This is a genomic window from Promicromonospora sp. NPDC110617 (assembly GCF_055598465.1).
Genome location: NZ_JBVKBM010000002.1, coordinates 1,144,972 through 1,167,834 on the forward strand (window position 1 = coordinate 1,144,972; position 22,863 = coordinate 1,167,834).

Here is a 22,863-nt window from a genome sequence, read left to right on the forward strand (position 1 = left end):
AGGAGGTCACCTGGTCGAAACGTCTGTTTCGCCGGGAGTGCTCGGTCCCCTGTGCTCGGACCCGGGATCGAGATCGGTCCATCGCATCGAGATCGGTCCATCGATGGACCGATCTCGATGCGACGGACCGATCTCATTTTCGGGCCGGTCCCCCAGGTGGCCGGTCGCTAGCGTGTGCCGCATGGACACCGCCGCCGTCTACGCGCAGTTCGCCGGGAGCCAGGCTCGCAACGGCGGCTCCCCCACCTACGAGGACTGGGCGCTCGGCGTCGCCGCCGACCCGGAGGTGTGCGCCCTGCTCGACACGCTGCCGGAGCCCAAGCGGCAGCCCAACCTGCTGTTCGCGGCAGCGCGGCTGGTCGGGGCGCCGGCGGGCGGCTGGGCCGGGCTGCGGTCCTGGCTGCTGGCCGCCTGGCCCGACGTCGAGCGCGAGATGCGGGCCCGGGCCACACAGACCAACGAGCCCAGGCGCTGCGCCACGCTCGTGCCCACGCTGGCGGCGATCGACGGGCCGGTCGCGCTCGTCGAGGTGGGCGCGTCGGCGGGGCTGTGCCTCTACCCCGACCGGTACTCCTACCTGTACACGTCACCCGACGGCGTCCGCACCCGGCTCGACCCGGCCGACGGCCCGAGCGAGGTGCTGCTCCCCTGCGACATCCAGGGGCCGGTCCCCGCCCGGCTGCCCGGTGCCGTCCAGGGTCCGGCCCCCTCCCGGCTGCCCGACGTCGTGTGGCGTGCCGGCCTCGACCTCAACCCGCTCGACGTGCGCGACCCGGACGACCTGGCCTGGCTGGAAGCGCTCGTCTGGCCCGAGCACGGCGACCGCGTCGAGACGCTGCGCGCGTCCGCCCGGGTGATCGCTGCCGACCCGCCGCACCTGGTCCGGGGCGACCTCCTGACCGGCGTCGCCGACCTGGTCGCCGCCGCACCGGACGACGCCACGGTGGTGGTGCAGAACTCGGCGGTGCTCTACTACCTGACCCCGGCCGAGCTGGCCGAGTTCACCGGCACGATGGAGCACCTGCGGCGCACACGCGGCGTCGTCTGGCTGAGCAACGAGGGCTGGACCGTGCTGCCCGACGTCGCGGCCCGGCTCCCCGCGGGCACCGACCCGCAGTTCATCCTGGCCCGGGACGGCGAACCGGTGGCACTCACCGACCCGCACGGCCGGTCGGTGCGGCTGCTGTAGCGCCCGAGGGGTGCGGGCCGAACAGGCGCCACAGCCGGTCGGGCTGCATCGGCAGGTCACGGGGGCGCACGCCGGTCGCGTCGGCGATCGCGTTCGCCAGCGCCGGGGCGACCGGGTTGTACGGGGCCTCGCTCATCGACTTCGCGCCGCGTGGCCCGAGCCGGTCGACCGTGTCGGCGAACCGCACCTCGGTGGGCGGCACGTCCGCGATCTGCGGCACCCGGTAGTGGCGCAGCCGGTCGGTCACGACCACGCCGTCGCGCACCACCATGCGCTCGGTGAGCGCCGTGCCGATCGCCTGGGCCACGCCGCCCTCGATCTGCCCGCGGAGCTGCTCGGGGTTGATCACCACGCCGGCGTCCGCGGCCTGCACCGACTGCAGGATCCGCACCGCCCCGGTCTCCCGCTGCACGGCCACCCGGAACCCGTGCACGTTGAACGCCACGGACCGAGGCGACCCGTCATGAACAGCCTCGGCCGACAACCCCACCACCCCCGCCACCCCCGCTCGTTGAGTGCTGGGTATTTGCGCTCTCGAATCGTTCCGAGGGCGCAAATATCCAGCACTCAACAACTGAGTGCGGAGGGCGGCGGCGGCGCGCGCGACCGCCAGGCCCGCGACGACCGAGCCCGCCGAGCCGAAGGCGCCCGTGTCGTAGCCGGACGTCGCCGTGTCCGACGGACGCACCCGCACCCGCTCGACCGGCACGCCCAGCTCCGTCGCGGCGAGCTGCGCGTGCACCGTCGTGGTGCCGTTGCCGAACTCGGCGGTGCCGACGTCGACCACGAAGCCGCCGTCCTCCGCGACCGTGACCCGGGCGTGCGTGTAGTGCCCGCGCGGCGGGATGGTCGCGATCATCGCGAGCGCCACCCCGCGCCCCTCGGCCCAGCCCTCCGGGGCCGCCTCGCCCCGGCCCGAGGCCAGCGCGTCCTCGACGAGGTCGAGGCACTGGTCCAGCCCGTAGGACCCGTACTCCAGGTCCCCGTCCACCGGTTGGCCGACGACGAAGGGGTCGCCCGGGCGGATGACGTTGCGGCGGCGCAGCTCGACCGGGTCGAGGCCCAGCCGCGCGGCGAGCTCGTCGAGCGCGCCCTCGATCGCGAACTGCACCTGCCCCAGCCCGTACCCGCGGAACGCCCCGGACGGCACGTTGTTGGTGTAGACCGACTCGGCGTCGACCCGCTTGTTCGGCGCGCGGTACACGGCCATGGACTCGTGCACGCCGTGGAACAGCACACCGGGCGCGTGGTTGCCGTAGGCGCCGGTGTCCGCCAGCACGTCGATCGCGAGCGCCGTCAGCTCGCCGTTCGCGGACGCCCCGGCGCGCACCGCGACGCGGAACGGGTGCCGGCACGGCACGGTCGTGAACTGCTGCTCGCGCGTGAGCTCCCACTGCACGGGTCGCCCGGTGCGCAGGGTCGCGAGGGCCACGACGTCCTCGACGAGCAGCTCCTGCTTGCCGCCGAACCCGCCGCCCACCCGTCCCGCGACCACGCGCACCCGGTCCTGCGGCAGGTCCAGGAGCCGCGCGAGCTCGTCGCGCACGAGGAACGGCACCTGCGTGGAGGTGCGCACGTGCAGCACGGGGCCGTCGGTCCCGGTGCGGTCCGCGCCGGAGCCCGGCTCCAGCCAGGCCCGTGCGCCGTGGGTCTCCAGCGCCACGTGGTTGACGCGCCCGGTGGTCCAGGTGCCGGTCACGCTCGCGGCCGACGCCGCGAGCGCCGCCTCGACGCCGTGCTGCCCGGGTTCGGCGTATTCCTCGTGGATCTGGACGACGACGTTGCGGCCCGCCTCCGCGACGCGGTGCTCGGCGGGTGTCTTCTCCGGGTGCAGCAGGGGTGCGCCCGGGCTCCGCGCGGCCTCGGGCTCGAAGACGGCGGGCAGCACCTGGTACTCGACCGTCACCAGATCGAGCGCCGCGCGCGCCTGCCGGGGCGTCTCCGCCACGGCGACGGCCACCCGCTGGCCCACGAACCGCAGCACGGGGTCGAGGATCCGGGTGTCGTCGGGGTCGTCGAGCCGGCTCTGGTGCCGCCCGGTCGAGTAGAGCGTGCCGGGCACGTCGTGGTGGGTGAGCACCAGGTGCACGCCGGGCGCGTCCCGGGCCGCCGTTGCGTCGATGCGAGTGATCCGGGCGTGCGGGTGCGGGCTGCCGAGCACCGCGACGTGCAGGAGGCCGGGCGGCTCGGGCTCGTCCAGGGTGTAGGGCTCGCGGCCGCGCACCACGCGGGCGGCGGCGGGCGCGACGACGGCGCGTCCGAACGCCTGGCCTGGCTCCGCCACCTCGGTGTTCACGTGCCCGGCGATGGCGTCGCGGATCGACCGGTACCCGGTGCAGCGGCAGAGGTTGCCCTTGAGGAGCTCGTCGGTCGAGCCGGCGCTGGTCGAGCCGGCGACCGTACAGACCATGCCGGCCGTGCAGAAGCCGCACTGGAAACCGGCCGCCTCGACGAACGCGCGCTGCACGGGGTGCAGCTCCTCCTCGTCGGCGTCCGGGTCCCCGCCGGGCCCGAACCGGCCGAGCCCTGCCGCCGTGACCACCTCGGCGTCGACCGCCCGATGGGCCGGTATCAGACACGACTGCACGGGGGCGCCGTCGAGCAGCACGGTGCACGCGCCGCAGTCGCCCGCGTCGCAGCCCTTCTTCACGGACGTGGTGCCCTGCTCGCGCAGGTACGTGCGCAGGCACTGGCCGGGCCGGGGCTCGGCCGTGACGTCGGCGCCGTCGATCCTCATGCGTCACCGCCCAGCTCGTCGAGCACCTCGTGCGCCAGGCGCCGGGTCATCGCAGCACGCCAGTCGGCGGTGCCGTGGGTGTCCTCGAACCAGCCGATCGTGCCGGCCAGGCGGGCCCTGCCGACCTCGTCGATGAACCGGTCCAGGTCGTCGTGCGCCCCCGGAGCTACCTCGACCAGCACGGGGACCGGCACCGACGCGGTCACGGCGAGCACCATGCGCCGCGGCCCAGCCCCGTCGGCCCCGTCCGCCCCGTCAGGGACGGCCCGACCCGTCACCATGGCCGCCGTCCGGCCGGTCGGCGTGAGCGACGCCCGCCGGAACGCTGTCCGTGCGCCGAGCGCCGCGGCGGGCACCCGCACCTCGCGGAGCACCTCCCCCGGGTCCAGGGCGACCACGCCCGCACCCGTGACCAGGTCGGCCACGGCGACCTCGCGCGAGCCGGCGTCCCGGCCCGGCAGCCAGACCACCGCCCAGGCGTCGAGCGCCACGAACAGCCCGACCATCGACCCGGCGGGCAGGCCGAGCGCCAGGTTGCCGCCGACCGTCGCGGTCCGCGCCACCTTCGCCGACAGTGACAGCGCCGAGACGCAGTCCCCCACGATCCCGAGCCCGCGGTAGGGCCCGGGCGAGCCGAGCGACCCCGGCCCGGCCACGAGTTCCGCCAGCGTGCACGTGCCGGCCACCCGGAGCCCGGACCCGTCCACGGACCACGGCTCCCAGCCGAGACCCGTGAGGTCCACCAGCCCGGTCACATCAACGGGCACGGGCTCCGAGTACAGGAACGTGCCCCCGCCGAGGAACGCCTCACCGGGCCGCAGCACGCAGTCGGCGCGGGTCCGCGCCACCCGCACGGTGTCGAGGTCGAGATCCATGGGGCGCGGGTCACCTCTCGTCGATCTCGCGGAGCAGCTCGTACCGGGCGTCGATCGCCTCGACGCGCGCGCCCGCGCCGTCGAGCACCTCGTGCACCCGGTCGGACAGCATCGCCACGACGCTGACCGGCGCGACCAGCGAGTCGAACGCGCCCTCGGTCGCGATGGGGCACTCGATCCACCAGGTCACGCTGCCGGCGAGGTGCCGCAGGCTGGTGTCGGCGAGCAGCAGCACGCGGACGCCGTCGGCCAGCAGGGCCTCGACCATCTCGCCCACCCGGAACGCGTGCCGGCGGATCGAGACCACCACGACCACGTCGTCGGGGCCCAGCCCCACGAGGTCGTCGGCGAGCGACTGCCCGGGGCCGGGCGCCAGGTGCACGCGCCCGCGCACCTGGATCAGGTTGCGCCGGAGCTGGGTCGCCGGGCCGAGCGAACCGCGCCGGCCGACGACCACGACGTCGCGCGCGGTCGCGAGCGCGTCGGCGATCTGGTCGAGCATGCCGTCGTCGAGCGCCGCGTAGACCTTCTCCAGGTTCTTGACCTCCTGCTCCAGCCGCTCGCGCAGCCCGGGGGAGGGATCGACGGCGATCGGCAGGCCGCGCCCGCGCTGGGTGCGCAGGTCCTCGCGCAGCCCCTCGAAGTCCTCGTAGCCGAGCTTGCGGAACAGGCGGCTCATCGTCGCCTTGGAGACGCCGGCCAGGGCGGCGAGCTCCGTGGCGCGATAGGTGCCGAGATCGCCGAGGTGATCGAGCAGGGCGTCCGCGGCGCGACGCTCCTGCGGGGACAGGTCCCGGTAGCCGGCGGCGATCCGGTCCTCGAGCGGGCGGTCCGCGAGCGACGTCATCCGAGCTCCTTCGCCAGTGCCAGCACCGCGGCGGCGTACGCGTCCAGGGCCACGCCCACGTCCTCGGCGTCCACGTGCTCGTCGGGGTGGTGGCTGATCCCGTCGCGGCAGCGCAGGAACAGCATGCCGACGTCGGTCACGGCGTCCATCGCCATGCCGTCGTGGCCGGCCGGGCTCCAGAGCCCGAGCGGGTCCGACGACGTCGCGGTGGCCTCCGCGATGCCCGACGCCACGGCCTCGATCAGCCGCGGGGCGCAGGTGGTCGACGGCGCCCGGTGCGTCTCCGTGTGCTCGAACGTGACGCCCCGCGCGTCGGCGATCTCCCGCCCGGCGGCGGCGATCCGCTCCCACAGCGCGTCGCGGCCCGCATCGGTGCGGCCGCGCAGGTCGAGCGTCAGCTCGGCCCGGCCGGGGATCACGTTGACGGCGCCCGGCTCGACGTGCAGGTCGCCCACGGTGGCGAGGCTGTCGGTCGCCCGGGCCAGCTCCTCGATCCGCGTGACGAGGTGCGCCGCGGCGACCAGCGCGTCCCGGCGTCGGGCGAACGGCGTGCCGCCCGCGTGCCGGGCCTCGCCGGTGACGGTCAGCACGAACCGCCGCGCCCCGGCGATGGTCGTGACGTACCCGAGCGGCAGTCCCTCGGCCTCCAGCACCGGCCCCTGCTCGATGTGCGCCTCGAGGTATCCGACCAGGTCAGCGGGGTTGCGGGCGGCGTCGCCCACCCGGTCCGGAGCCAGGCCGAACCGCAGGAACGCCTCGCGCAGGGTCACGCCGTCGGCGTCGGCCTGGTCCCACCAGGCGGGGTCCCACTGGCCCGACGCCGCGCAGCTCCCGAGCAGCGCCTTGCCGAACCGCGTGCCCTCCTCGTCGGAGAAGCCCACGACCTCCAGCGCGAACGGCAGGATCGTGTCGCGCAGCCGGTGCGCGACGGCGATCGCGAGCACCACGCCGAGCATCCCGTCGTAGCGCCCGGCGTCGGGCACGGTGTCGAGGTGGGAGCCGAGCACGAGCGCGGGCTCACCCGGGGTGCCGGGGCGCTGGGGCGTGCCGTCGGCGGCGCGGCGGCCCCAGATGTTCCCGGCGGCATCGGTCTCGGTGTCGAGGCCGGCGTCCAGCATCCAGGCCCGCACCGCGGTGTTCGCGGCGGAGTGCTCGGGCGAGAGGTACACCCGCTCCAGTGCGTCCGGCCGCGCGGAGTGCCGCGTCAGGTCGTCGCACCGGGCCATGACCCAGGCGGTGGTGCCGATCTCGGTCACAGGCGTGCCTCCCTCGCGACGGCGGTGTCGGGGACCGGGTCGTGAAAACCACCGTGGCCGGCGGCGTCGTACGCCGCGAGCGCCGCCGTGACGCCGCCGCCCGCCGGGGCGTGGAACCCGCCCCGGCGCAGCTCGTGCTCCAGGGCCGCGAGCGTGGTCAGGACGGCGTCGCGGCGGGCGTTGAAGCCCATGGTGCCGATGCGCCACACCACGCCGTGCAGCGGGCCGAAGGAGGTGCCGATCTCGATGCCGAAGTCGTCCAGGAGGCCGCCGCGGACGGCGTCGCCGTCCACGGCCTCGGGGATGCGTACGGCGACCACGTTGTGCATCTTGTGGGCGACGTCGCCGAACACCTCCAGGCCCAGCCCGCGCACCCCGGCCAGCATCGCGGCGCCGTGCTGCGCGTGCCGGTCGACGGCCGAGGCCATGCCCTCGGCGACCAGGAGCCGCGCGCACTCGCGCGCGGCGTAGAGCATGGACGTGGCCTCGGTGTGGTGGTTGAGGCGGCGCGGGCCCCAGTACTCCATGATCTGCGCGAGGTCGAGGTAGTTGGACTGGATGGGCACGCCGTGCGGCGCGACGTCGTCGGCGGTGCGGATCCCGGCCTCGACGTGCCGGCGCCGGTCGATCGCGGCCACCGCGGCGGGCGACAGGGTCACCGGCGCGCTGCCCGACGGGCCGCCCAGGCACTTCTGCAGCCCGGCGGTCGCGGCGTCGATGCCCCACTCGTCGGTGTGGAACGGGTTGCCGCCCAGCGTGGCCGTGGCGTCGACGTACAGCAGCGCGTCGTGCTCGTGGGCGATGCGGCCCAGGTCGGCGAGCGGCTGCGCCATGGTCGTGGAGGTGTCCCCGTGCACGACGGCGAGGAGGCGGGGCCGCACGCGGCGCACGGCGTCCTCGATCTGGTCCGGTGCGAAGACGCTGCCCCACGCGGCCTCGATCGTGTGCACCTCGGCCCCTGCCCGGGCGCCGATCTCGGCGAGCAGGTGCCCGAACCGCCCGAACACGGGCACCAGCACCCGGTCCCCCGGCTCCAGCAGGGACACGAGCGCCGCCTCGATGCCCGCGCGGGACGTGCCGTCCACGAGCAGCGTCTGCTCGTTGGCGGTGTCCCAGACGGTGCGCCACAGGGTCATCGCCTCGGTCATGGTGTCGGTCATGAACGGGTCGAACTGGCCCACGAGCGGTGCGGCCATGGCGCGCAGCACGCGCGGGTCGGCGTCGACGGGCCCGGGGCCCATGAGGAGACGCGCGGGCGGGTGGATCTGGGTCATGCGGGCCTCCTGAGCAGCGTCCCCCGGCTCCCTGCGCCGGTCGAGCGTGCCGAGACCCGGGTCTCGGCGAGCTCGACCAGCGGGACGACGGCGCCCTGGACCGTCAGGCCGTCGTACGCGCTGATCTTGTTCTTGTGCGCCATCTCGGCGGCGCGGAAGGTGGTGGACGCGGCGGGGTCGTAGACCAGCAGGTCGGCCGCGGCTCCCTCGGCGATGACGCCGCGCGGGCGCTTGCCACGGTCCAGGCCCACGAGGGCGGCGGTGTTCGCCGAGGTCCAGCGGGACACCTCGGACAGGGGCACGCCCCGGTGCCGGGCGGCGTCGGCCAGGGCGAGGAAACCCGCCTGGAGGCCGGAGATGCCGCCCCAGGCGGCCTGCAGGTCCGTCTCGCCGGGCCGGCTGCCGCCGGACTTCTCCTCGGCGGTGGCCGGCGAGTGGTCGCTGACCACGCAGTCGATGATGCCCGCGCGCAGCCCGTCCCAGAGGGCGTCCTGGTTGCCGCGGTCGCGGATGGGCGGGCAGCACTTGAACGCGGCGTCGCCGTCGGGCACGTGCTCGGCGTCGAGCACCAGGTAGTGGTGGCAGGTCTCGACGGTGACGGGCAGCCCCTCGTCCTTCGCCTCCTGCAACAGGTCGAGCGCCCGCGCGGACGACAGGTGCAGCACGTGGGTGGGCGTGCCCGTCTCGCGGACGGCGTCGAGCAGCCCGGCGATCGCCGTCGTCTCCGCGTCGTGCGGGCGCGAGGCCAGGAAGTCCGCGTAGGCGCGGCCGGGCCGCTGCGGCGCGGCCGCGAGCGCCGCCGCGTCCTCGGCGTGGACGACGAGCAGCCCGCCGAACCGCGCGATCCGGTCCATGGCGGCCACCAGCTCGTCCGGGCCGAGCGGCGGGAACTCGGGCACGCCCGAGTCGGCGAGGAAGCACTTGAACCCGAAGACGCCGGCGTCCCAGAGGGGCTCCAGGTCCTCGACGTTGCCGGGCACCGCGCCGCCCCAGAAGCCGACGTCGCAGTGCAGCTCGCCGCGGTCACGGACCGCCTCGGCCGCGGCGCGCTTGGTCTCCAGCGCGGCGACGTTCGTGGTGGGCGGCAGCGAGTTGAGCGGCATGTCGACGATCGTCGTGACGCCGCCGAGCGCGGCGGCGCGGGTCGCGGACGCGAAGCCCTCCCACGCGGTGCGGCCGGGCTCGTTGACGTGCACGTGCGTGTCGACGACGCCGGGCAGCACCACCTGGTCGCCCAGGCGCACCACCTCCGGCGGCGGCTCCGGGGTGGCGCCGAGCACCTCGCCGAACAGGTCGTCGGCGGGCTTCAGCACGGCGTCGGGGTCGGACGTGCCCCACCACACCTGGTCGATGCGGTCGCCGTCGAGGCGCAGCACAGCAGGGCGCAGCTCGCCCTCGACCAGCACCCGCTCGGACGCGAGGACCACGCTCATACGAACCCTCCGATCGTGGACCACACGGGGTGCTCCGGTCCAGCGTTCTCCGACCGTTGGACGGCCGCCTCGATGAGGCCGTAGGGCCGGTCGGCGGCGAAGAACACCTCGCCGGGGTTGTCCAGCCCGAACGGCTCCAGGTCCACGAGGAAGTGGTGGTTGTTGGGGCACGACAGCCGGATCTCGGCGATGTCGTCGAACGCCTCCAGCACGGCCTTGCCCATCGCGTGGACGGACTGCTGCAGCGCCAGGGAGTGCAGCTCGGCGAACGTGGTCAGCAGCAGCGCGCGGACGGCGGCGAACCGCTCGTCGTGGTCCGCCGGCGTCGCGGCCTCGGCGAACGACGTGTCGTAGCGCCACCAGGCGGTGACGTCGGTCGCGAGGATGCGGTCGTCGGTCTCGGGGAGCGTCGTGTACCGGTCGCGCGGGAACCCGGCGAACTCCGACCCGGTGGACTTCAGCACCGTGACGTCACTCAGTCCTGCGAGCAGCGTCAGGCCGGCGTCGTCGGCGTGCACGAGCGCCGTGCGGCGCTCGGCGGCGCCGCGGACGAACGCGTGATCGTGGCCCGGCCCGCCGTCGGCGGTACCCGACCCGCCGTCGGCACCCGGTGTGCCCGTCGCGATGCGCTCCCAGCCGTACTGCTCGGCGCGCCAGCGCCCGCCCGTGACCTGGGGCTCGGCGAGGAAGTGCCGGGCGAGCCGCAGCAGGAACGCCTCCGGCGACCCGACGCCGTCCCGCGCGAACGCGTACATCGTGTTCTTCTGCGTGTCGGTGGCGATGACGCCCGTGTTGTCCCCGGACTCGTGCGTGGCCCGGAAGTCCCCGCGGAGCTGTGAGGTGATGTTCAGGTCGGTGATGCGGTGCCGTGCGGTGTCGCGGTCGACGCGCACCAGCCGCACCTCCGCCTTCCCGTACTGGTTGGGCCCCAGGACGATCGACATTCAGCTCCCCCGGTAGGTGGTGTAGGCGAACGGGCTCAGCAGTAGCGCGACGTGCGTGTGCTCGGGTCCGAGCACGACATCGAGCAGCACCTGCCCGAAGAACGTGTCGCGGCCCTGCGCCGCGAACCAGTCGCCCGCGGCGAAGGTCAGGACGTGCCGGCCGGGCGTGACCTCTCCCCAGGCGATGCGGCCGTCGTCGTCGGTCACGGCCTGCCGGGTGCCCAGCGAGACCGCCAGGCCGGCGGCCGGGAGGCCGCGGGCGGCGTCCAACACGTGGGTCGAGGCGGTGCTCATGGCGTCACCGCCGGGTCCGGGGTGGCCGGCGCCCCGGCCAACTCCTCGACGAGGGCCTCCAGCCGCAGCAGGGCGATCTGGCGCAGCTGCTCCGCCGTCACCAGCGCCTCGTCCGCGGGGTCGTTGGCCAGCCGCTCGGTCAGGTTCTCGAGGATCTGCTCCGCGGTGCGGCCCGCCGCACGGACCAGGAAGATGCGGCCGAACCGCGCTTCGTAGGCGACGTTGCCCTCGGCGATCCGGGCGGCCGTCGCCTCGGCCGCTGTGGGCTGCTCGGTGCGGGACAGCCGCGCCTCGGCGCTGTCGCCCGTGGCGCGCTCGCCGATCCGCGGGTGGTGCGCCAGGGCCGCGTCGACGTCGGCGGCCCCCCAGTCGGCGGCGGACCGCATGGCATGCACCAGGAGCTGGTCCCGCCGCAGGTAGGGGCGGCCGGCCACCACCGCGTCGACCCAGGAGCCGACGTCGGCGCACGGGCGGACGGCCGCCGCGGCGTCGGACGGGGACAGGGTGTTGAACGTCGCGAGGTCCATGAGACAAATCTACGGTTTCAACGCGATTTGCGAGTGGCACACGAGTTTCAGATCCGTAAATCTTCGCCGCGACACCGCTGATCACGCCGAACGTAGGGTTGCTCGGCGCATCAGGCCGCATGCACCGATCAACCCTACGTTCGGCTGATCGGCTCTGCCTGAAGACCGCGGGATCGCCCGCCGGGCAGGCCGCCGCTACGCCCCGAGGCGGCCCGCCAGCGCGAGCAGCGACCGGTCCGAGCCCGCCGGGCCCACTAGGCAGGTGCCCGCCGGGAGCCCGCCGGGCGTCGTCACCGGCACCGACACGGCCGGCAGCCCGCCGATCCCCGCGACACACGTGAGCAGCATCGTCGCCTCGCGGGCAGCCTCGGCGTCCTCGGGGCGCGGCGCGACGGTCGCCGTGGACGGCAGCACGAGCGCCCGGTCCCCCAGCCGCTCCCGGATCTGCGCCCGCGCCCGCGCGACGTCGGCCCGCGCCGCCTCGGCGTCGGCCGCACCGACGGACCGGGCCCGCTCGAACCGTCCGCGCACCGCGGGACCGAGCGTGTCCATCCGGTCGGCCAGCCACGCGCCGTGCACAGCCCAGGCCTCGGCCGCCTGGAGTGTCTGGAACGCGGCGAGCCACGCCGGCTCGGGCGCCCAGTCGACCGGCTGCGCCCCGGCGGCCCGCGCGAGCTGCCCGACGGCGTCGCGCACCTCGGGCGCGGCCAGGTCCAGCAGGGCGTCGCTCACCACGAGCGGGGCGCCCTGCGGCAGCGAGGCCGCATCGGCCGGGAGCAGCACCTCGCCCACCCGGGCCAGCGTGCCGGCGTCGCGGGCGAGCCAGCCCACGGTGTCGAACGACGGCGCCAGCGGCAGCAGCCCGCCGGTCGGCACGGCGCCGTGCGTCGGCCGGATGCCCCACAGCCCCTGGTAGGCGGCGGGCACGCGCACCGACCCGCCGGTGTCGGTGCCCAGGGCGACGCTCGTCTGGCCGGCGGCGACCGCCGTGGCCGGGCCCGACGTCGAACCGCCGCTGATGCGTCCCGGCGCGCGCGGGTTGGGCGGGGTGCCGTGGTGCGCGTTCGCCCCGGTCAGCGAGTAGGCGAACTCCTCGGTCTGCGCGAGGCCCGCGACGGCGGCGCCGGCCGCGAGCAGTCGCGTGACGGCGGCGGCGTGCTCCTCCTCGACGGGCGCCGCCGCGAGCCAGGCCGGGTTGCCGGCGCCGACCCGCTCGCCGGCCACGGCGAACAGGTCCTTGACCGCGACGGTCTCGCCGTCGAGCGCGCCGGAACCGCTGGGGGCCACCAGCGGACCGGGCTCGGGCCGGACCCGCCACACGCTGCGATCAGAAGCCATGCGCACATGCTGCCAGGCCCCCGGGTGAGGCCGGGCCGGGCCGGAGGTGGGCGAGGAGCGGCGGTCAGGCGCAGGCGGACGGAGAATCCGCAGGTCAGCGGCCCGCAACCCGGAGCGGGTGAAGTCCGGCCAAACCCCTGGCCGCGCCCGCCACCCTGTGCGATTCTCCGAGACCGGGACTGCCACCCGGCGCCCCTGGGGTCTGTCCGATCGGGGAGTCGAAGATGCTGCAAGGCCTGGGGCTGTCCGGAACCGCCGAGTCCGTCTACCTGCAGATGCTCCGGGACCGCGACGCGGGGCCTGACCGGATCGCCGAGGCGCTGGGCATCGACGAGGAGCAGGTCCGCGACGCGCTGGACGAGCTCTCCCGCCTGATGCTCGTCGAGGCGTCGTGGGCGGGCGACGACGGGTTCCGCCCCGTCAGCCCGGAGATCGGCCTCGCCGCCCTGCTCGCGCGGGAGCAGGCGCAGGTCGCGCAACGCAACCAGGAGATCGAGGAGGGCCGCGTCGCACTGGCGCGCCTCGTCTCCGAGCTGCAGAACGTGCGCAAGGGGCCCGACGTCGAGGTGCTGGAGAGCGCGGAGGAGGCACGCGACCGTCTGGCGACGCTCACCGAACGGTGCACGCAGCAGCTGTGCACGTTCGTGCCCACCCGCGCCACGTCGTCCCGCGCGCTCGAGTCGAGCCGGGCGCTGAGCCAGCGCCTGCTGGACCGGGGCGTGCGCATGCGGACCGTCTACCTGGAGAGCATCCGCAACGACCAGGCCACCTGGGACCACGCGACCTGGCTGCGCAACAACGGGGCCGAGGTGCGACTGGCCGCGACGGTGCCCGTCCGGCTGCAGATCATCGACCAGGGCTACGCGATGGTTCCCCTGGCCAACACCGAGTCCGGCTCCGGCGCGGTGGTGATGACCTCCCCCGGCGTCGTGGCCGCGCTCATGGCGCTGTTCGCGCAGACCTGGCGGTCGGCCACCCCGCTCGGCGCGGACCGGCGGCGGGACGACGACGGCCTGTCCGTGCAGGAGCACGAGCTGCTCCGGCTGTGGGCCAAGGGCGCCACCGACGAGACCGCCGGGCGCCGGCTGGGCGTGTCCCTGCGGACGGTGCGCCGCCTGAGCAGCACCCTCATGGAGCGGCTGGACGCCGGCAGCCGCTTCCAGGCGGGTGCCCGGGCGCTGGAGCGTGGCTGGCTGGACCCGGCCGACCTCAGCTGAGCTCCGCCGGGCTCCAGACCCGGACCGCGCCCAGCGACCACTCGCGCAGGTCCAGGGAGTCCGCCGCGGCGAGCAGCAGGCGGCACCCGGTCGCCGCCGCCTGCTCCAGCGGGACCAGCAGGAAGATCACCACGCCGAAGCCCGTGGGCAGCGTGCCCGCGTAGACGTGCATCAGCTCGTCCTGCGGTACGGCGACGGCCTGGACCGCCTCGACAAGCTTCGCCGACGTGGTCCAGGCCGTGGAGGGCGCCTCGACGATGATGCTGACGACTCGCATCGATCGTCAGGGCTGGGTGGCAGTCGGCGGAGCCGACTCCCACTGCGGGTCCGACCACTGCGGGTCCGACTCCCACTGGGGGTCGGACGCGCTGGCGGCGAGCTGGCCCGCGCCGGTGAGCAGGAGGGCGGTCAGGACGACGGCGGCGACGCGCCGGACATTGTTGATACGCACGATGAATTCTCCGTTTCGGCGCGGGATTCTTGCTTTCTGTTTCTCATCCTTTCCCGCCGTCGGCCCGACAACAAGACAATGGCACTGTCCTGACGGTGCCACGACAATTCCTGCCGCGGGGAGAAGAAATGGCACGGTCCTGCCACCGAATGCGGTGGCAGGACCGTGCCATTGTCAGCCGGGTGACCGGATCACATGTTCACCCGGATACCGAAGTCACCCCCGTAGACGTTCGTCACGTGCACGCTGGTCGAGTTGCGCGGTGGCGCCGCCTCGACCATCTGGCCGTTTCCTAGGTATATCGCCACGTGATAGGTGCTCGACCAGCCACCCCACATGATCAGGTCACCACGCTGCAGGTTGCTCATGGAGACCTTGGTGCCCTTGCTGAGGTGGGCGCCGGTGTAGGTGCCGATGTCGACGCCCGCACCCTGCCAGAACGCGTACTGCGTCAGGCCGGAGCAGTCGAAGCCGAACCGGCTCCGGTCGTCGTAGCCGCCCGGGCTGCAGCAGATGCCGTAGGTCGGGCCGTACTTGTTGCCGCCGCCCCAGGAGTAGGTGTACCCCTGGCCGGTCTGCGCCAGCGCGGCCTGGATGACCCGCTCGACCTTCTGCGCGTAGTCGCCGCTGGTGTCGCCACCGGGGCTGCCCGGGTCGACCGGACCCTCGGAGACCGGGCACGTGGTGCCCGTGATGAACTTGTGGGAGGCGTTGTTGTTGTAGAGCGTGCCGTTCAGCGCGCCCTTGAACCCCGCCGCCACGGCCTGCGAGGAACCGCCGTAGTAGCTGTTGAAGTAGACGCAGACGGTCTTGCTGGACCGGTTCCACACCGACGCGGCGTTGTTCTTGATGCACTCGCCCTGGCCGGCGCCCGCACCCTTGAAGTCGTAGCACGACGGCTGCGACGTGCCGTAGTCACCGACCGAGTCGGAGAAGTCCGAGATCGACCCCACGTTGCCGCTGTTGTAGTAGTAGCAGAGCTCGCCGCTCTCGCAGGTGCCGCTGCGGGAACCACCGCCGGGGGCAGATGCCCCGACGAACTGGTGCGAGGCGTTGTTGTTGTAGAGCGTGCTGTTGAGCTGGCCCTTGTACCCCGGCGCGACGTCCTGGTAGGTGCCCGCGTAGTTGCTGTTGTAGTAGACCCGGACGGTCTTCGTCGACCGGTTCCACACCGACGCGGCGTTGTTCTTGATGCACTCGCCCTGGCCGGCGCCGGCACCCTTGTAGTCGTAGCACGTGGGCTGCGCGTCGCCGTAGCTGCCGGCCGACTCGGTGAAGTCCGAGATCGACCCCGCGTTGCCGCTGTTGTAGTAGTAGCAGAACTCGCCGTCCTCGCAGGTGCCGCTGCGCGCGCCGGTGTCGGTGCCCGCGGTGCCGACGAGCTGGTGCGAGGCGTTGTTGTTGTACAGCTCCGCGCTGAGCTGGCCCTTGTAGCCGGAGCCGATGTTCTGGTACTCGCCGCCGTAGCCGGTGTTGTAGTAGACGCGGACCGTCTCACCGGTCCGGTTCCACACCGAGGCAGCGTTGTTCTTGATGCACTCGCCCTGGCCGTTGCCCGACCCCTTGAAGTCGTAGCAGGACGGCTGGGTGGTCCCGTAGTCGCTCACCGAGCCCGTGAAGTCCGAGACGGACCCCGCGTTGTCGCTGTTGTAGTAGTAACAGAACTCGCCGCTGTCGCAGACCCCGTCACGTGCCGCGGCCGAGGCGGGACTCGCCACGCCCACGACGGCCACCAGGAAGGAGGCCAGCAACGCGATCACCGCGAGAAGCGCAGGTGCTCTTCTCATCAACATTCTCCCTTCAGCGGGCCGTTTCCCGGCCCGGTGCTTTCTCTGCCGATTCGGGATGCCGGACCGGATAGGAAAATGTTTGCAATTCGCGGACGATGCCGGGAAGTGGGATGACGGTGCCACGAACGGTGAATGACTGCTCGGGACAACTACCGCGCTCCTGGCACCAAGATGCACGCCGCGGGCCTGGCAGCGGTGGGCCAGAAAAAAGATCGCGAGCCGGCGGGCCGCGCTGTTGGATCGCCGTATGACCGTCATCATGAGCACCCCCGGCACGGGCGACCTGGGCGCCGCGACCGACGCCCTGCGCGCGTGGCAGGACGATGCCCGGCCCGTGCAGCTGCATCCCGGGGACGTGGGCTGGTACCAGCGGTTCGGCGCCGGGACCGTGGCGGCGGCCGTCCGGACCTGGAGCCGGGACGGGCGGGTGCTCGCCGTCGGCCTCCTCGACGGGGCACGGGTGCTGCGCATGACGACGGCGCCCGACGCCCACCGCGACGAGGAGCTGGCGCGGCGGCTGGTCGCCGACGTGACGGCGCCGGAGCGCGGGGTGCTCCCGGACGGGGAGGTCAGCGTCGAGGCACCCCCGGGCGCGCTGGTGAGCGACCTCCTCGCGGACGAGGGCTGGCGCACCGAGGACCCGTTCACGCCGCTGCAGCGCGACCTCACCGACCCCGTCGAGGACCCGGGCGTGCGGGTCGAGGTGGTCGGCCCGGACCGGGTGAGCGACCGCACCCGCGTGCACCGGGAGGCGTTCGGCGGCCCGACGTTCACGGACGAGCGCTGGCACGACATGGCGGCCGGTCCGCTGTACGCCGACGCGCGCTGCCTGCTCGCCTACGACGACGCGGGCGCGGCCGTGGGCGCGACGACTGTCTGGTCGGCCGGCCCCGGCAGGCCCGGCCTCATCGAGCCCCTGGGCGTGCACCCGGACCACCAGGGTCGCGGCTACGGCCGGGCGATCACGATCGCCGGGGCGGCCGCGCTGCGCGAGCTCGGGTCGTCCAGCGCCGTCGTCATCACGGAGGCCGCTCTCACCGGCGCGGTCGCCACGTACGTGTCGGCGGGGTTCGAGCGGCTCCCCGACCGCCACGACCGGCAGCGGGCGGCCTAGCCAAGCCGTCAGCCCGGCTGTCAGCCCGGCTGTCAGCCCGGAAGGAAGTCCGCCTTCCGGATCCGTGCGTGCACGCCCTTGACCACGTCGACCACCTGCGAGATGTCGAAGTCCGTGGCGGCCGACAGGTACGCGTAGGCGTGCGCGGGCGACATCCCGTACCGCACCCCCAGCAGCGCGATCGCCGCGCGCACGCAGTTCTGCACGGCCACGTCGAGGTCGCGGTCGAGCCCGGTCGGCACCAGGAACTCCGTGGTCTCGGCGAGGGGTCCGGCCAGCTCGCCGAAGGTCGCGACGGCGTCGGCGGCCGGGATCAGGTCGAAGCCGAGCCGCACCCGGAGCGAGGCCTCGAACGCGGTGAGCGCCACCTCGCCGTCGCCCTGCGCGAAGTGCGGGTCGCCCACGTACGCGAGCGCCCCGGCCACCTGCACCGGCAGGTACAGGGTGGACCCGGCGCCCAGCAGGTTGATGTCGATGTTGCCGCCGAACGGCCCCGGCGGCACCGAGTGCGGCCGCTCGTCCCCCGCGGCGGCCACGCCCATGATGCCGAGGAACGGGTGCAGGTCGAAGCCCACGCGGCGCTCGGCGCCCTCGGCGAGCGGGATCGAGCCGCGTCCCGCGCCGTCGGCCCACGAGTCCACCTGCGCGAACACGCTGACGATGTCGGCGCCGCCGGCAGGGTACTCGTCCGGCAGCGAGCCGCGGCCGTGCCGGTTGGAGATCACGCCGTACGGCACCCGGGGGTCGGTGGACAGCACGCGGATCGCGAGGAGGTCGCCCGGCCGCGCACCGCGCACCTCGACGGGCCCGGTGACGACGTGCCCGCCGTGCGCGCCCGGCACGTCGGGCAGTCCGGGCGTGCGCGCCCCCAGGCGGGACGTGCGGGCGGCGGCGAGCTCCACGGCGTCGGCCAGGACGGCGGTCTCGGCGACGCCGCGCTCCGCGAACCAGGCGATCGGGTCGCCGCCCTGGTCCTCCAGGATGCCCTCGTGGGACAGGGTGTCGACCACGACCTCCTCGCCCGGGTCCACGGCCAGCACCGCGCGGTCCGCCGCGCAGGGCAGCCGGCCCCACCAGGCGGTCTCGGTCGAGGTGGGCAGGTACGCAGCCCCGTCGACGACGGCGGAGCCGGCGCCCGCGCCCGTCCCCGTGCCGGGCTGGAGGATGGTCTGCTGGTGCACGGCCCGAGAGTACACAGCGGGTGTCGCGGGCCCGTGGCGCCGTCGTCGCAGGTCCGCGCCGTCAGACCTGGAGCAGCGCTCGCGCCGCGGCGCGGGCGGCGCCGAACGCGTCGGGCTGCGCGCGCGTCGTGTGCGCCACCATCGCGCCCTCGTACAGCAGGTGGACCTGCTCGCCGACGCGCTCCGCGTCCGGGTGCCCGGCGTCGCGCAGCAGCCGCTGGAACTCGGCGAGCATGTACTGCTTGTCGGCCAGGATCACGGCGTTGCCCGGGTGGTCGGTGGCGCCGATCTCGCCGTGGGCGTTGACGAACGCGCACCCGCGCACGTTGTCGTCGGCCCACTCCTCGGCGACCTCGAGCGCGACCAGGACCTGGTCGAGCCCCGCCGCCCCGCGTTCCGTGAGCCGCCGCCCGAACCACGTGGCCCAGCGCTCGTGCCGCCGGGTCAGGTAGGCGGCCACCAGGGCGTCCTTGGACCCGAACCGGTCGTAGAGCGTCTTCTTGGTGACCCCGGCCTCGTCGGCGATCAGGTCGACGCCGACGCCGCGGATGCCGCGCTCGTAGAACAGGGCGCTGGCGGCGACGAGGATCCGCTCGCCGGCGGGGGTGTCGGGGTTGGGGCTGCGTCGGGCCACGGGACCTCTCCTGAACTGCTGGTATGCCGGTCTACTGCGAGTATACCGACCTGTATGGTTACCTGCTGGCATGAGCTTTCTCCGGCACCTCGCACCCGCCGTCCTCGTGGTCATGTGGAGCTCCGGCTTCGTGGGCGCCACGTTCGCGGCCCCGGTCGCGCCGGCCACGACCACGCTCCTGTGGCGCTACGTCGTCGCCGCCCTGCTGATGGTGGTGGTCGTGCTCGCGCTGGGCCGCCGGTACGGCGCGCGCTACCTGCGGCGCGAGGCGGTGCTCGGCGCGCTCGGCCAGGCCGGCTACCTGTACGGCGTGTTCCGGTCGGTCGAGGAGGGCCTGCCCGCCGGGACCGCCGCCCTGCTCGCCTCGCTGCAGCCGGCACTGGTCGCGGTGGTCCTGTCCGCGTCGGGACGCGGGGACGGCGGCGGACGGCGCCAGGCCGTCGGCCTGGCCGTCGGGTTCGCGGGGGTCGCCCTCGCCGTCGGGCCGGACGTCGCGGCGGGGAACGGTGCCGCGGGCGCGCTCTGGGCCGTGCTCGGCATGCTCTCGCTCTCGGCCGCCACCGTGCTGGGCGACCTCTGGCCCACGCCCGACGCGGCGGGCGAGCACGACGTGCTGGACTCCCTGGCCGTGCAGGGCGTCGTCGCGCTCGGGATCTTCGCGGTGCTCGCCCTCGCGAGCCGCCAGGCCGTGCCGCCCGCCGACCCGACCTTCTGGCTGGCGATCGCCTGGCTCGTCGGGCTGGCGTTCCTCGGCGGCTACGGCATGTACCTGTACGTGCAGCGCACGCGCGGTCCGGTGGCGGTGAGCACCTGGCTCTACCTCACCCCGGCGGTCTCCGCCGCGTGGGCCTGGGCCATGTTCGGCCAGGACCTGCCGCTGCTCACCGTGGCCGGGTTCGTGGTCAGCCTGGCGGGGGTGCTCCTGACCCGGCCCACCCGACGGGCCGCGGACGAGACGCGGTCGGCCCGGCCGGACGCGGATGAAACCCGGCCGGGAGCACCCGTGGCCTCGGTACGCTCCGGGCCGTGAGGATCACCGACTTCCGGCCGCGGCAGAGCAGGGAGGCCGCCGAGGTCGCGGCGGACGCGTTCGCCGACGACCCGCTGTGGACGTACACCGTGCCGGACGCCGGACGACGTCGCCTGCCGCACCTGATCATGCTGCGCGCGGGACTGCGCGTCCTGCGGCCGCCGGAGGCCGCCCGGGTCGCCCTGCACGACGGCCGGATCATCGGGCTGGCCACCTGGACCACCGCCGGCACGGAGGACCCCTACGACCCGTTCGCTCCCACCCGGCGCGTCGACCCCCGTGTGGCCCGGGCCACCCGGTCGCTCGTCCGCCGGGCGGCGAGCGACTGGCCCCGGCTCTCCGCCCTGTACGCCACGCTCGCCCAGTCGTACCCGAACGACCCGGGCTGGTTCCTGGGCACGCTCGTGGTCCGCCCGGAGCACCAGGGCACCGGCGTCGGCAGCGCGCTCCTGCGCGACGGCCTCGCGCAGGCCGACGCCGCCGGCCAGCCGGTCTCGCTGCAGACCAGCACCACCGAGAACGTCGAGTTCTACCGGCGGCACGGCTTCGAGGTCACGCGGACGTTCGCCGAGCTGTACCCGGGGTCGCCGCCCCTGTGGAACCTGCGCCGGCCCGCATCGGCGCAGGTCACCACGCATGTCCCCAGCGCGCCACGTGGTGCCACACCTTCTTGAGGTCCTGCGGGTGCTGCTCCCCCGCCCGCACGGCCGCGCCGATCGCCCGGGCGTCCAGCCGACCGTCCGTCGCGTGCCCGACGGCGACCGCGCGCGCCACGTCCACGATCGCCGGGCCCCGGAACTCCGGGCGCGCGGCCACCTCGTCGACGTGCAGCGAGAACCCGTGGTGCCACTCCACCGCGACGCCGACGCTCTCGGCTGCCTCGGCCACGGCGGTGCCGCGGTAGCAGGGGTCCAGCACCAGCGCGTCCACGTCGGCCGCCAGGTCGACGGCGCCGTGCACCTGGGCCTCGACGTAGTCGTCCAGGAGGTCGTGGACGCCGGCCGTGGTGTCGGCGTCCGCCAGCGCGACCAGCGGTGCCGGGTCGGCGGCGGCGAAGTGCTCCGGCTCCAGGAAGGAGTCCGGGTAGCAGAACGTGGTCCGCTCCAGCACGTGCGGGCGCAGCCGCAGGTGGGCGGAGCCGAAGCGGACGGCGGCGCCCGCTGCCCGACGACGGTGGTTCAGTGCGCCGTAGCGCGGGCGCAGGTGCGGTGCGGCGTCGTCGTACCGGCCGTCGAACATGCGCTGCTCCCAGCGCCACCGGTCGCCGCCCTGGTGCGCGGTGAGGCCGCCGTTGCTGGTGCCCGTCTCGAACTGGGAGCGCCACACGCGGTCGTGGGCGAGGCGCTCGATCAGCGTCTCGCTGCCGTCGGCGACCAGCCGGTCGGGGTGGAAGTTGATCGTGACCGGCCAGTTCATGTCGGGAGGCTACCTGGCGTTCACCGGGCGCGGGTACGTTCACCCACCGTGAGCACACGGATGACCAGGACTGCCCGGTTCGCCGCACCGATCCTCGTGGTGCTGACGCTCGCGGGGTGCGCGCAGGACGACGAGATCTATGTCTCCACCGTCACGGACAGCCACGGACGCGCGTGCACGTTCGTCTACACCGCCCGCGAGGGTGAGGACGTCTGGAGCGGCAACGACGTCGACGTCAGCCAGCTCGACTGCGAGTACCCGCCCGAGGGCCAGGATCCCGGCAAGGCGGAGACCATCCACCTGGAGCCAGATACGGACTGACCCGGCGCCGGCCGGCTGTGCCCACCGACCGGCAGCCGCCCACGTCAGTACCTCAGTCCCGCGTCTCCAGCATCCGGCGGCGGGCGCGGACCAGTGCGGCGCCCGCGGCCGTGAGGCCGAGCGCGACGGCGGCCACGCCGGCGACCTGGACGCCGGTCTGCGCGAGCGCACCCGGGGCCTGGGCCTCGCCGATCGCCTGGATCGGCAGGCCCGCGTCGACGCCGGCGCCGAGCCCGGGCGTGTTCGACACGGGGATCGTGCCACCGTCGTCCGACCCGCCGCCGGAACCGCCTCCGTCGCCGTCGCCCCCGTCGCCGGGGTCGCCGCCGCCCGGGCCGCCGCGCTCCGGGCTCTCCAGGAGGTCGTCCACGACGCCGTCCTCGCCGGTGATCGCGCCGATCGTGCCGGGCACGTCGCCGCGGCCGAGGTTCTCGCCCACCGAGCCCACGTCGCCGATGACCTCGGCGGGCAGATCGTCCAGCACGCCGCGCCGGGGCGCGTCGGCGCCCAGGACGTCGTCGACGGCGCCCTCCTCGCCGGCCACCGACGTCACGGCGCCGGACACGCCGCGCACGACGTCCTCGACCGGACCGCTGCCGGCCGCGGGGGTCTCGGTCCCGCCGCTGGTCACGCCCTTCACCACGTCGTCGACGGCGCCGTCCTTGCCGGCCACGGCGTCGACCGCCCCCGTCACGCCCGTGACGGTGTCGTCGACGGCACCGTCCTTCTTCGTGACCTGCTCGACCGTGTCCGTCACCTGGGTCAGCGTGCTGTCGACCGCGCCGCCCTTGCCGACCACGGCGTCCACCGTGCCCGACAGCAGGTCACCCAGGCCCCCGGACTGCTGCTCCACGCTCGACGTGGCGCCGTCGGCCGCGGTCGCGGAGATGGTGCCCGTGACCAGCAGACCGCCCGCGACGAGCACGGACGGCAGCGCGCGGCTCACCAGCTTTCGCTTCATGGTTCTCCCCCTGCGTCTGGAATTCTCTGTTCTG

At 74.4% G+C, this 22,863-nt stretch carries 23 protein-coding genes; 6 read left to right on the forward strand and 17 right to left on the reverse strand.

The window, feature by feature from the left end; genetic code table 11:
- Positions 1-181: 181 nt before the first annotated feature.
- The gene (locus tag ACZ7LE_RS15900) at positions 182-1,189 is read left to right on the forward strand and encodes a DUF2332 domain-containing protein (protein ID WP_470404215.1); all 1,008 of its coding nucleotides are present in this window, start codon (positions 182-184) and stop codon (positions 1,187-1,189) included.
- On the opposite strand, the gene ACZ7LE_RS15905 is transcribed toward ACZ7LE_RS15900, so the two are convergent.
- The 10 genes from ACZ7LE_RS15905 to ACZ7LE_RS15950 form a co-directional block, all read right to left on the reverse strand.
- Positions 1,152-3,926 (reverse strand): molybdopterin-dependent oxidoreductase, encoded by a 2,775-nt coding sequence (locus ACZ7LE_RS15905; protein WP_470404216.1) that lies wholly within the window; start codon positions 3,924-3,926, stop codon positions 1,152-1,154. The two genes, ACZ7LE_RS15900 and ACZ7LE_RS15905, sit on opposite strands and share 38 nt — an antisense overlap.
- Entirely contained in the window at positions 3,923-4,801 is an 879-nt protein-coding gene (locus ACZ7LE_RS15910) for an FAD binding domain-containing protein (RefSeq protein WP_470404217.1), read from the reverse strand. Before ACZ7LE_RS15910 ends, ACZ7LE_RS15905 begins: the two co-directional genes overlap by 4 nt.
- Before the next feature lie 10 nt (positions 4,802-4,811).
- Positions 4,812-5,648 carry a MurR/RpiR family transcriptional regulator gene (locus ACZ7LE_RS15915; RefSeq protein ID WP_470404218.1) on the reverse strand — a complete coding sequence of 279 codons (837 nt, stop codon included), beginning with the start codon at positions 5,646-5,648 and terminating at the stop codon, positions 4,812-4,814.
- Entirely contained in the window at positions 5,645-6,904 is a 1,260-nt protein-coding gene (locus ACZ7LE_RS15920; RefSeq protein WP_470404219.1) for an allantoate amidohydrolase, read from the reverse strand. Before ACZ7LE_RS15920 ends, ACZ7LE_RS15915 begins: the two co-directional genes overlap by 4 nt.
- Positions 6,901-8,178 (reverse strand): pyridoxal-phosphate-dependent aminotransferase family protein, encoded by a 1,278-nt coding sequence (locus tag ACZ7LE_RS15925; RefSeq protein WP_470404220.1) that lies wholly within the window; start codon positions 8,176-8,178, stop codon positions 6,901-6,903. Before ACZ7LE_RS15925 ends, ACZ7LE_RS15920 begins: the two co-directional genes overlap by 4 nt.
- Positions 8,175-9,611, reverse strand: coding sequence for an allantoinase AllB (allB, locus tag ACZ7LE_RS15930; protein ID WP_470404221.1), 1,437 nt, complete (start codon positions 9,609-9,611; stop codon positions 8,175-8,177). Before allB ends, ACZ7LE_RS15925 begins: the two co-directional genes overlap by 4 nt.
- The gene (gene pucL / locus ACZ7LE_RS15935; RefSeq protein WP_470404222.1) at positions 9,608-10,555 is read right to left on the reverse strand and encodes a factor-independent urate hydroxylase; all 948 of its coding nucleotides are present in this window, start codon (positions 10,553-10,555) and stop codon (positions 9,608-9,610) included. The genes allB and pucL overlap by 4 nt, the downstream gene beginning before the upstream one ends.
- Positions 10,556-10,849, reverse strand: coding sequence for a hydroxyisourate hydrolase (locus ACZ7LE_RS15940; RefSeq protein WP_470404223.1), 294 nt, complete (start codon positions 10,847-10,849; stop codon positions 10,556-10,558). It lies immediately after the preceding gene.
- Positions 10,846-11,376 carry a 2-oxo-4-hydroxy-4-carboxy-5-ureidoimidazoline decarboxylase gene (gene uraD, locus ACZ7LE_RS15945; protein WP_470404224.1) on the reverse strand — a complete coding sequence of 177 codons (531 nt, stop codon included), beginning with the start codon at positions 11,374-11,376 and terminating at the stop codon, positions 10,846-10,848. Before uraD ends, ACZ7LE_RS15940 begins: the two co-directional genes overlap by 4 nt.
- Before the next feature lie 195 nt (positions 11,377-11,571).
- The gene (locus ACZ7LE_RS15950; RefSeq protein ID WP_470404225.1) at positions 11,572-12,714 is read right to left on the reverse strand and encodes an amidase family protein; all 1,143 of its coding nucleotides are present in this window, start codon (positions 12,712-12,714) and stop codon (positions 11,572-11,574) included.
- A 224-nt stretch (positions 12,715-12,938) separates the two neighbouring features.
- Here ACZ7LE_RS15950 and ACZ7LE_RS15955 point away from each other — a divergent pair, with 224 nt between their 5' ends.
- Positions 12,939-13,931, forward strand: a complete 993-nt coding sequence (locus tag ACZ7LE_RS15955) for a LuxR C-terminal-related transcriptional regulator (RefSeq protein WP_400550132.1) — start codon at positions 12,939-12,941, stop codon at positions 13,929-13,931.
- Here ACZ7LE_RS15955 and ACZ7LE_RS15960 read toward each other — a convergent pair.
- From ACZ7LE_RS15960 to ACZ7LE_RS15970, 3 genes are all read right to left on the reverse strand, one after another.
- Positions 13,924-14,208, reverse strand: a complete 285-nt coding sequence (locus ACZ7LE_RS15960; protein WP_470404226.1) for a hypothetical protein — start codon at positions 14,206-14,208, stop codon at positions 13,924-13,926. The genes ACZ7LE_RS15955 and ACZ7LE_RS15960 overlap by 8 nt on opposite strands.
- A 6-nt stretch (positions 14,209-14,214) precedes the next feature.
- Positions 14,215-14,382, reverse strand: coding sequence for a hypothetical protein (locus ACZ7LE_RS15965; RefSeq protein ID WP_470404227.1), 168 nt, complete (start codon positions 14,380-14,382; stop codon positions 14,215-14,217).
- 191 nt (positions 14,383-14,573) lie between these two features.
- A complete protein-coding gene (locus tag ACZ7LE_RS15970) occupies positions 14,574-16,169 on the reverse strand; it encodes a peptidase inhibitor family I36 protein (protein ID WP_470404228.1) in 1,596 nt (531 codons plus the stop codon).
- A gap of 250 nt (positions 16,170-16,419) precedes the next feature.
- Between ACZ7LE_RS15970 and ACZ7LE_RS15975 the strand changes: the two genes are divergently transcribed.
- Positions 16,420-17,286 (forward strand): GNAT family N-acetyltransferase, encoded by an 867-nt coding sequence (locus tag ACZ7LE_RS15975; protein ID WP_470404229.1) that lies wholly within the window; start codon positions 16,420-16,422, stop codon positions 17,284-17,286.
- 32 nt (positions 17,287-17,318) lie between these two features.
- Here ACZ7LE_RS15975 and ACZ7LE_RS15980 read toward each other — a convergent pair whose 3' ends face one another.
- Positions 17,319-18,467, reverse strand: a complete 1,149-nt coding sequence (locus tag ACZ7LE_RS15980; protein WP_470404230.1) for an acetamidase/formamidase family protein — start codon at positions 18,465-18,467, stop codon at positions 17,319-17,321.
- 61 nt (positions 18,468-18,528) lie between these two features.
- On the reverse strand, positions 18,529-19,101 hold the full coding sequence (locus ACZ7LE_RS15985) for a TetR/AcrR family transcriptional regulator (protein WP_470404231.1): 573 nt from the start codon (positions 19,099-19,101) through the stop codon (positions 18,529-18,531).
- 70 nt (positions 19,102-19,171) lie between these two features.
- Between ACZ7LE_RS15985 and ACZ7LE_RS15990 the strand changes: the two genes are divergently transcribed.
- Positions 19,172-20,131 carry a DMT family transporter gene (locus ACZ7LE_RS15990; protein WP_470404232.1) on the forward strand — a complete coding sequence of 320 codons (960 nt, stop codon included), beginning with the start codon at positions 19,172-19,174 and terminating at the stop codon, positions 20,129-20,131.
- Positions 20,128-20,805: a GNAT family N-acetyltransferase gene (locus ACZ7LE_RS15995; protein ID WP_470404233.1), complete on the forward strand. Its 678-nt coding sequence runs from the start codon at positions 20,128-20,130 to the stop codon at positions 20,803-20,805. The genes ACZ7LE_RS15990 and ACZ7LE_RS15995 overlap by 4 nt, the downstream gene beginning before the upstream one ends.
- Here ACZ7LE_RS15995 and ACZ7LE_RS16000 read toward each other — a convergent pair.
- Positions 20,759-21,547: a DUF3626 domain-containing protein gene (locus tag ACZ7LE_RS16000; RefSeq protein ID WP_470404234.1), complete on the reverse strand. Its 789-nt coding sequence runs from the start codon at positions 21,545-21,547 to the stop codon at positions 20,759-20,761. The two genes, ACZ7LE_RS15995 and ACZ7LE_RS16000, sit on opposite strands and share 47 nt — an antisense overlap.
- A gap of 48 nt (positions 21,548-21,595) precedes the next feature.
- Between ACZ7LE_RS16000 and ACZ7LE_RS16005 the strand changes: the two genes are divergently transcribed.
- The gene (locus tag ACZ7LE_RS16005; protein WP_470404235.1) at positions 21,596-21,868 is read left to right on the forward strand and encodes a hypothetical protein; all 273 of its coding nucleotides are present in this window, start codon (positions 21,596-21,598) and stop codon (positions 21,866-21,868) included.
- Positions 21,869-21,920: 52 nt separating this feature from the next.
- Here ACZ7LE_RS16005 and ACZ7LE_RS16010 read toward each other — a convergent pair whose 3' ends face one another.
- Positions 21,921-22,829 (reverse strand): hypothetical protein, encoded by a 909-nt coding sequence (locus ACZ7LE_RS16010; RefSeq protein ID WP_470404236.1) that lies wholly within the window; start codon positions 22,827-22,829, stop codon positions 21,921-21,923.
- Between the last annotated feature and the right edge of the window lie 34 nt (positions 22,830-22,863).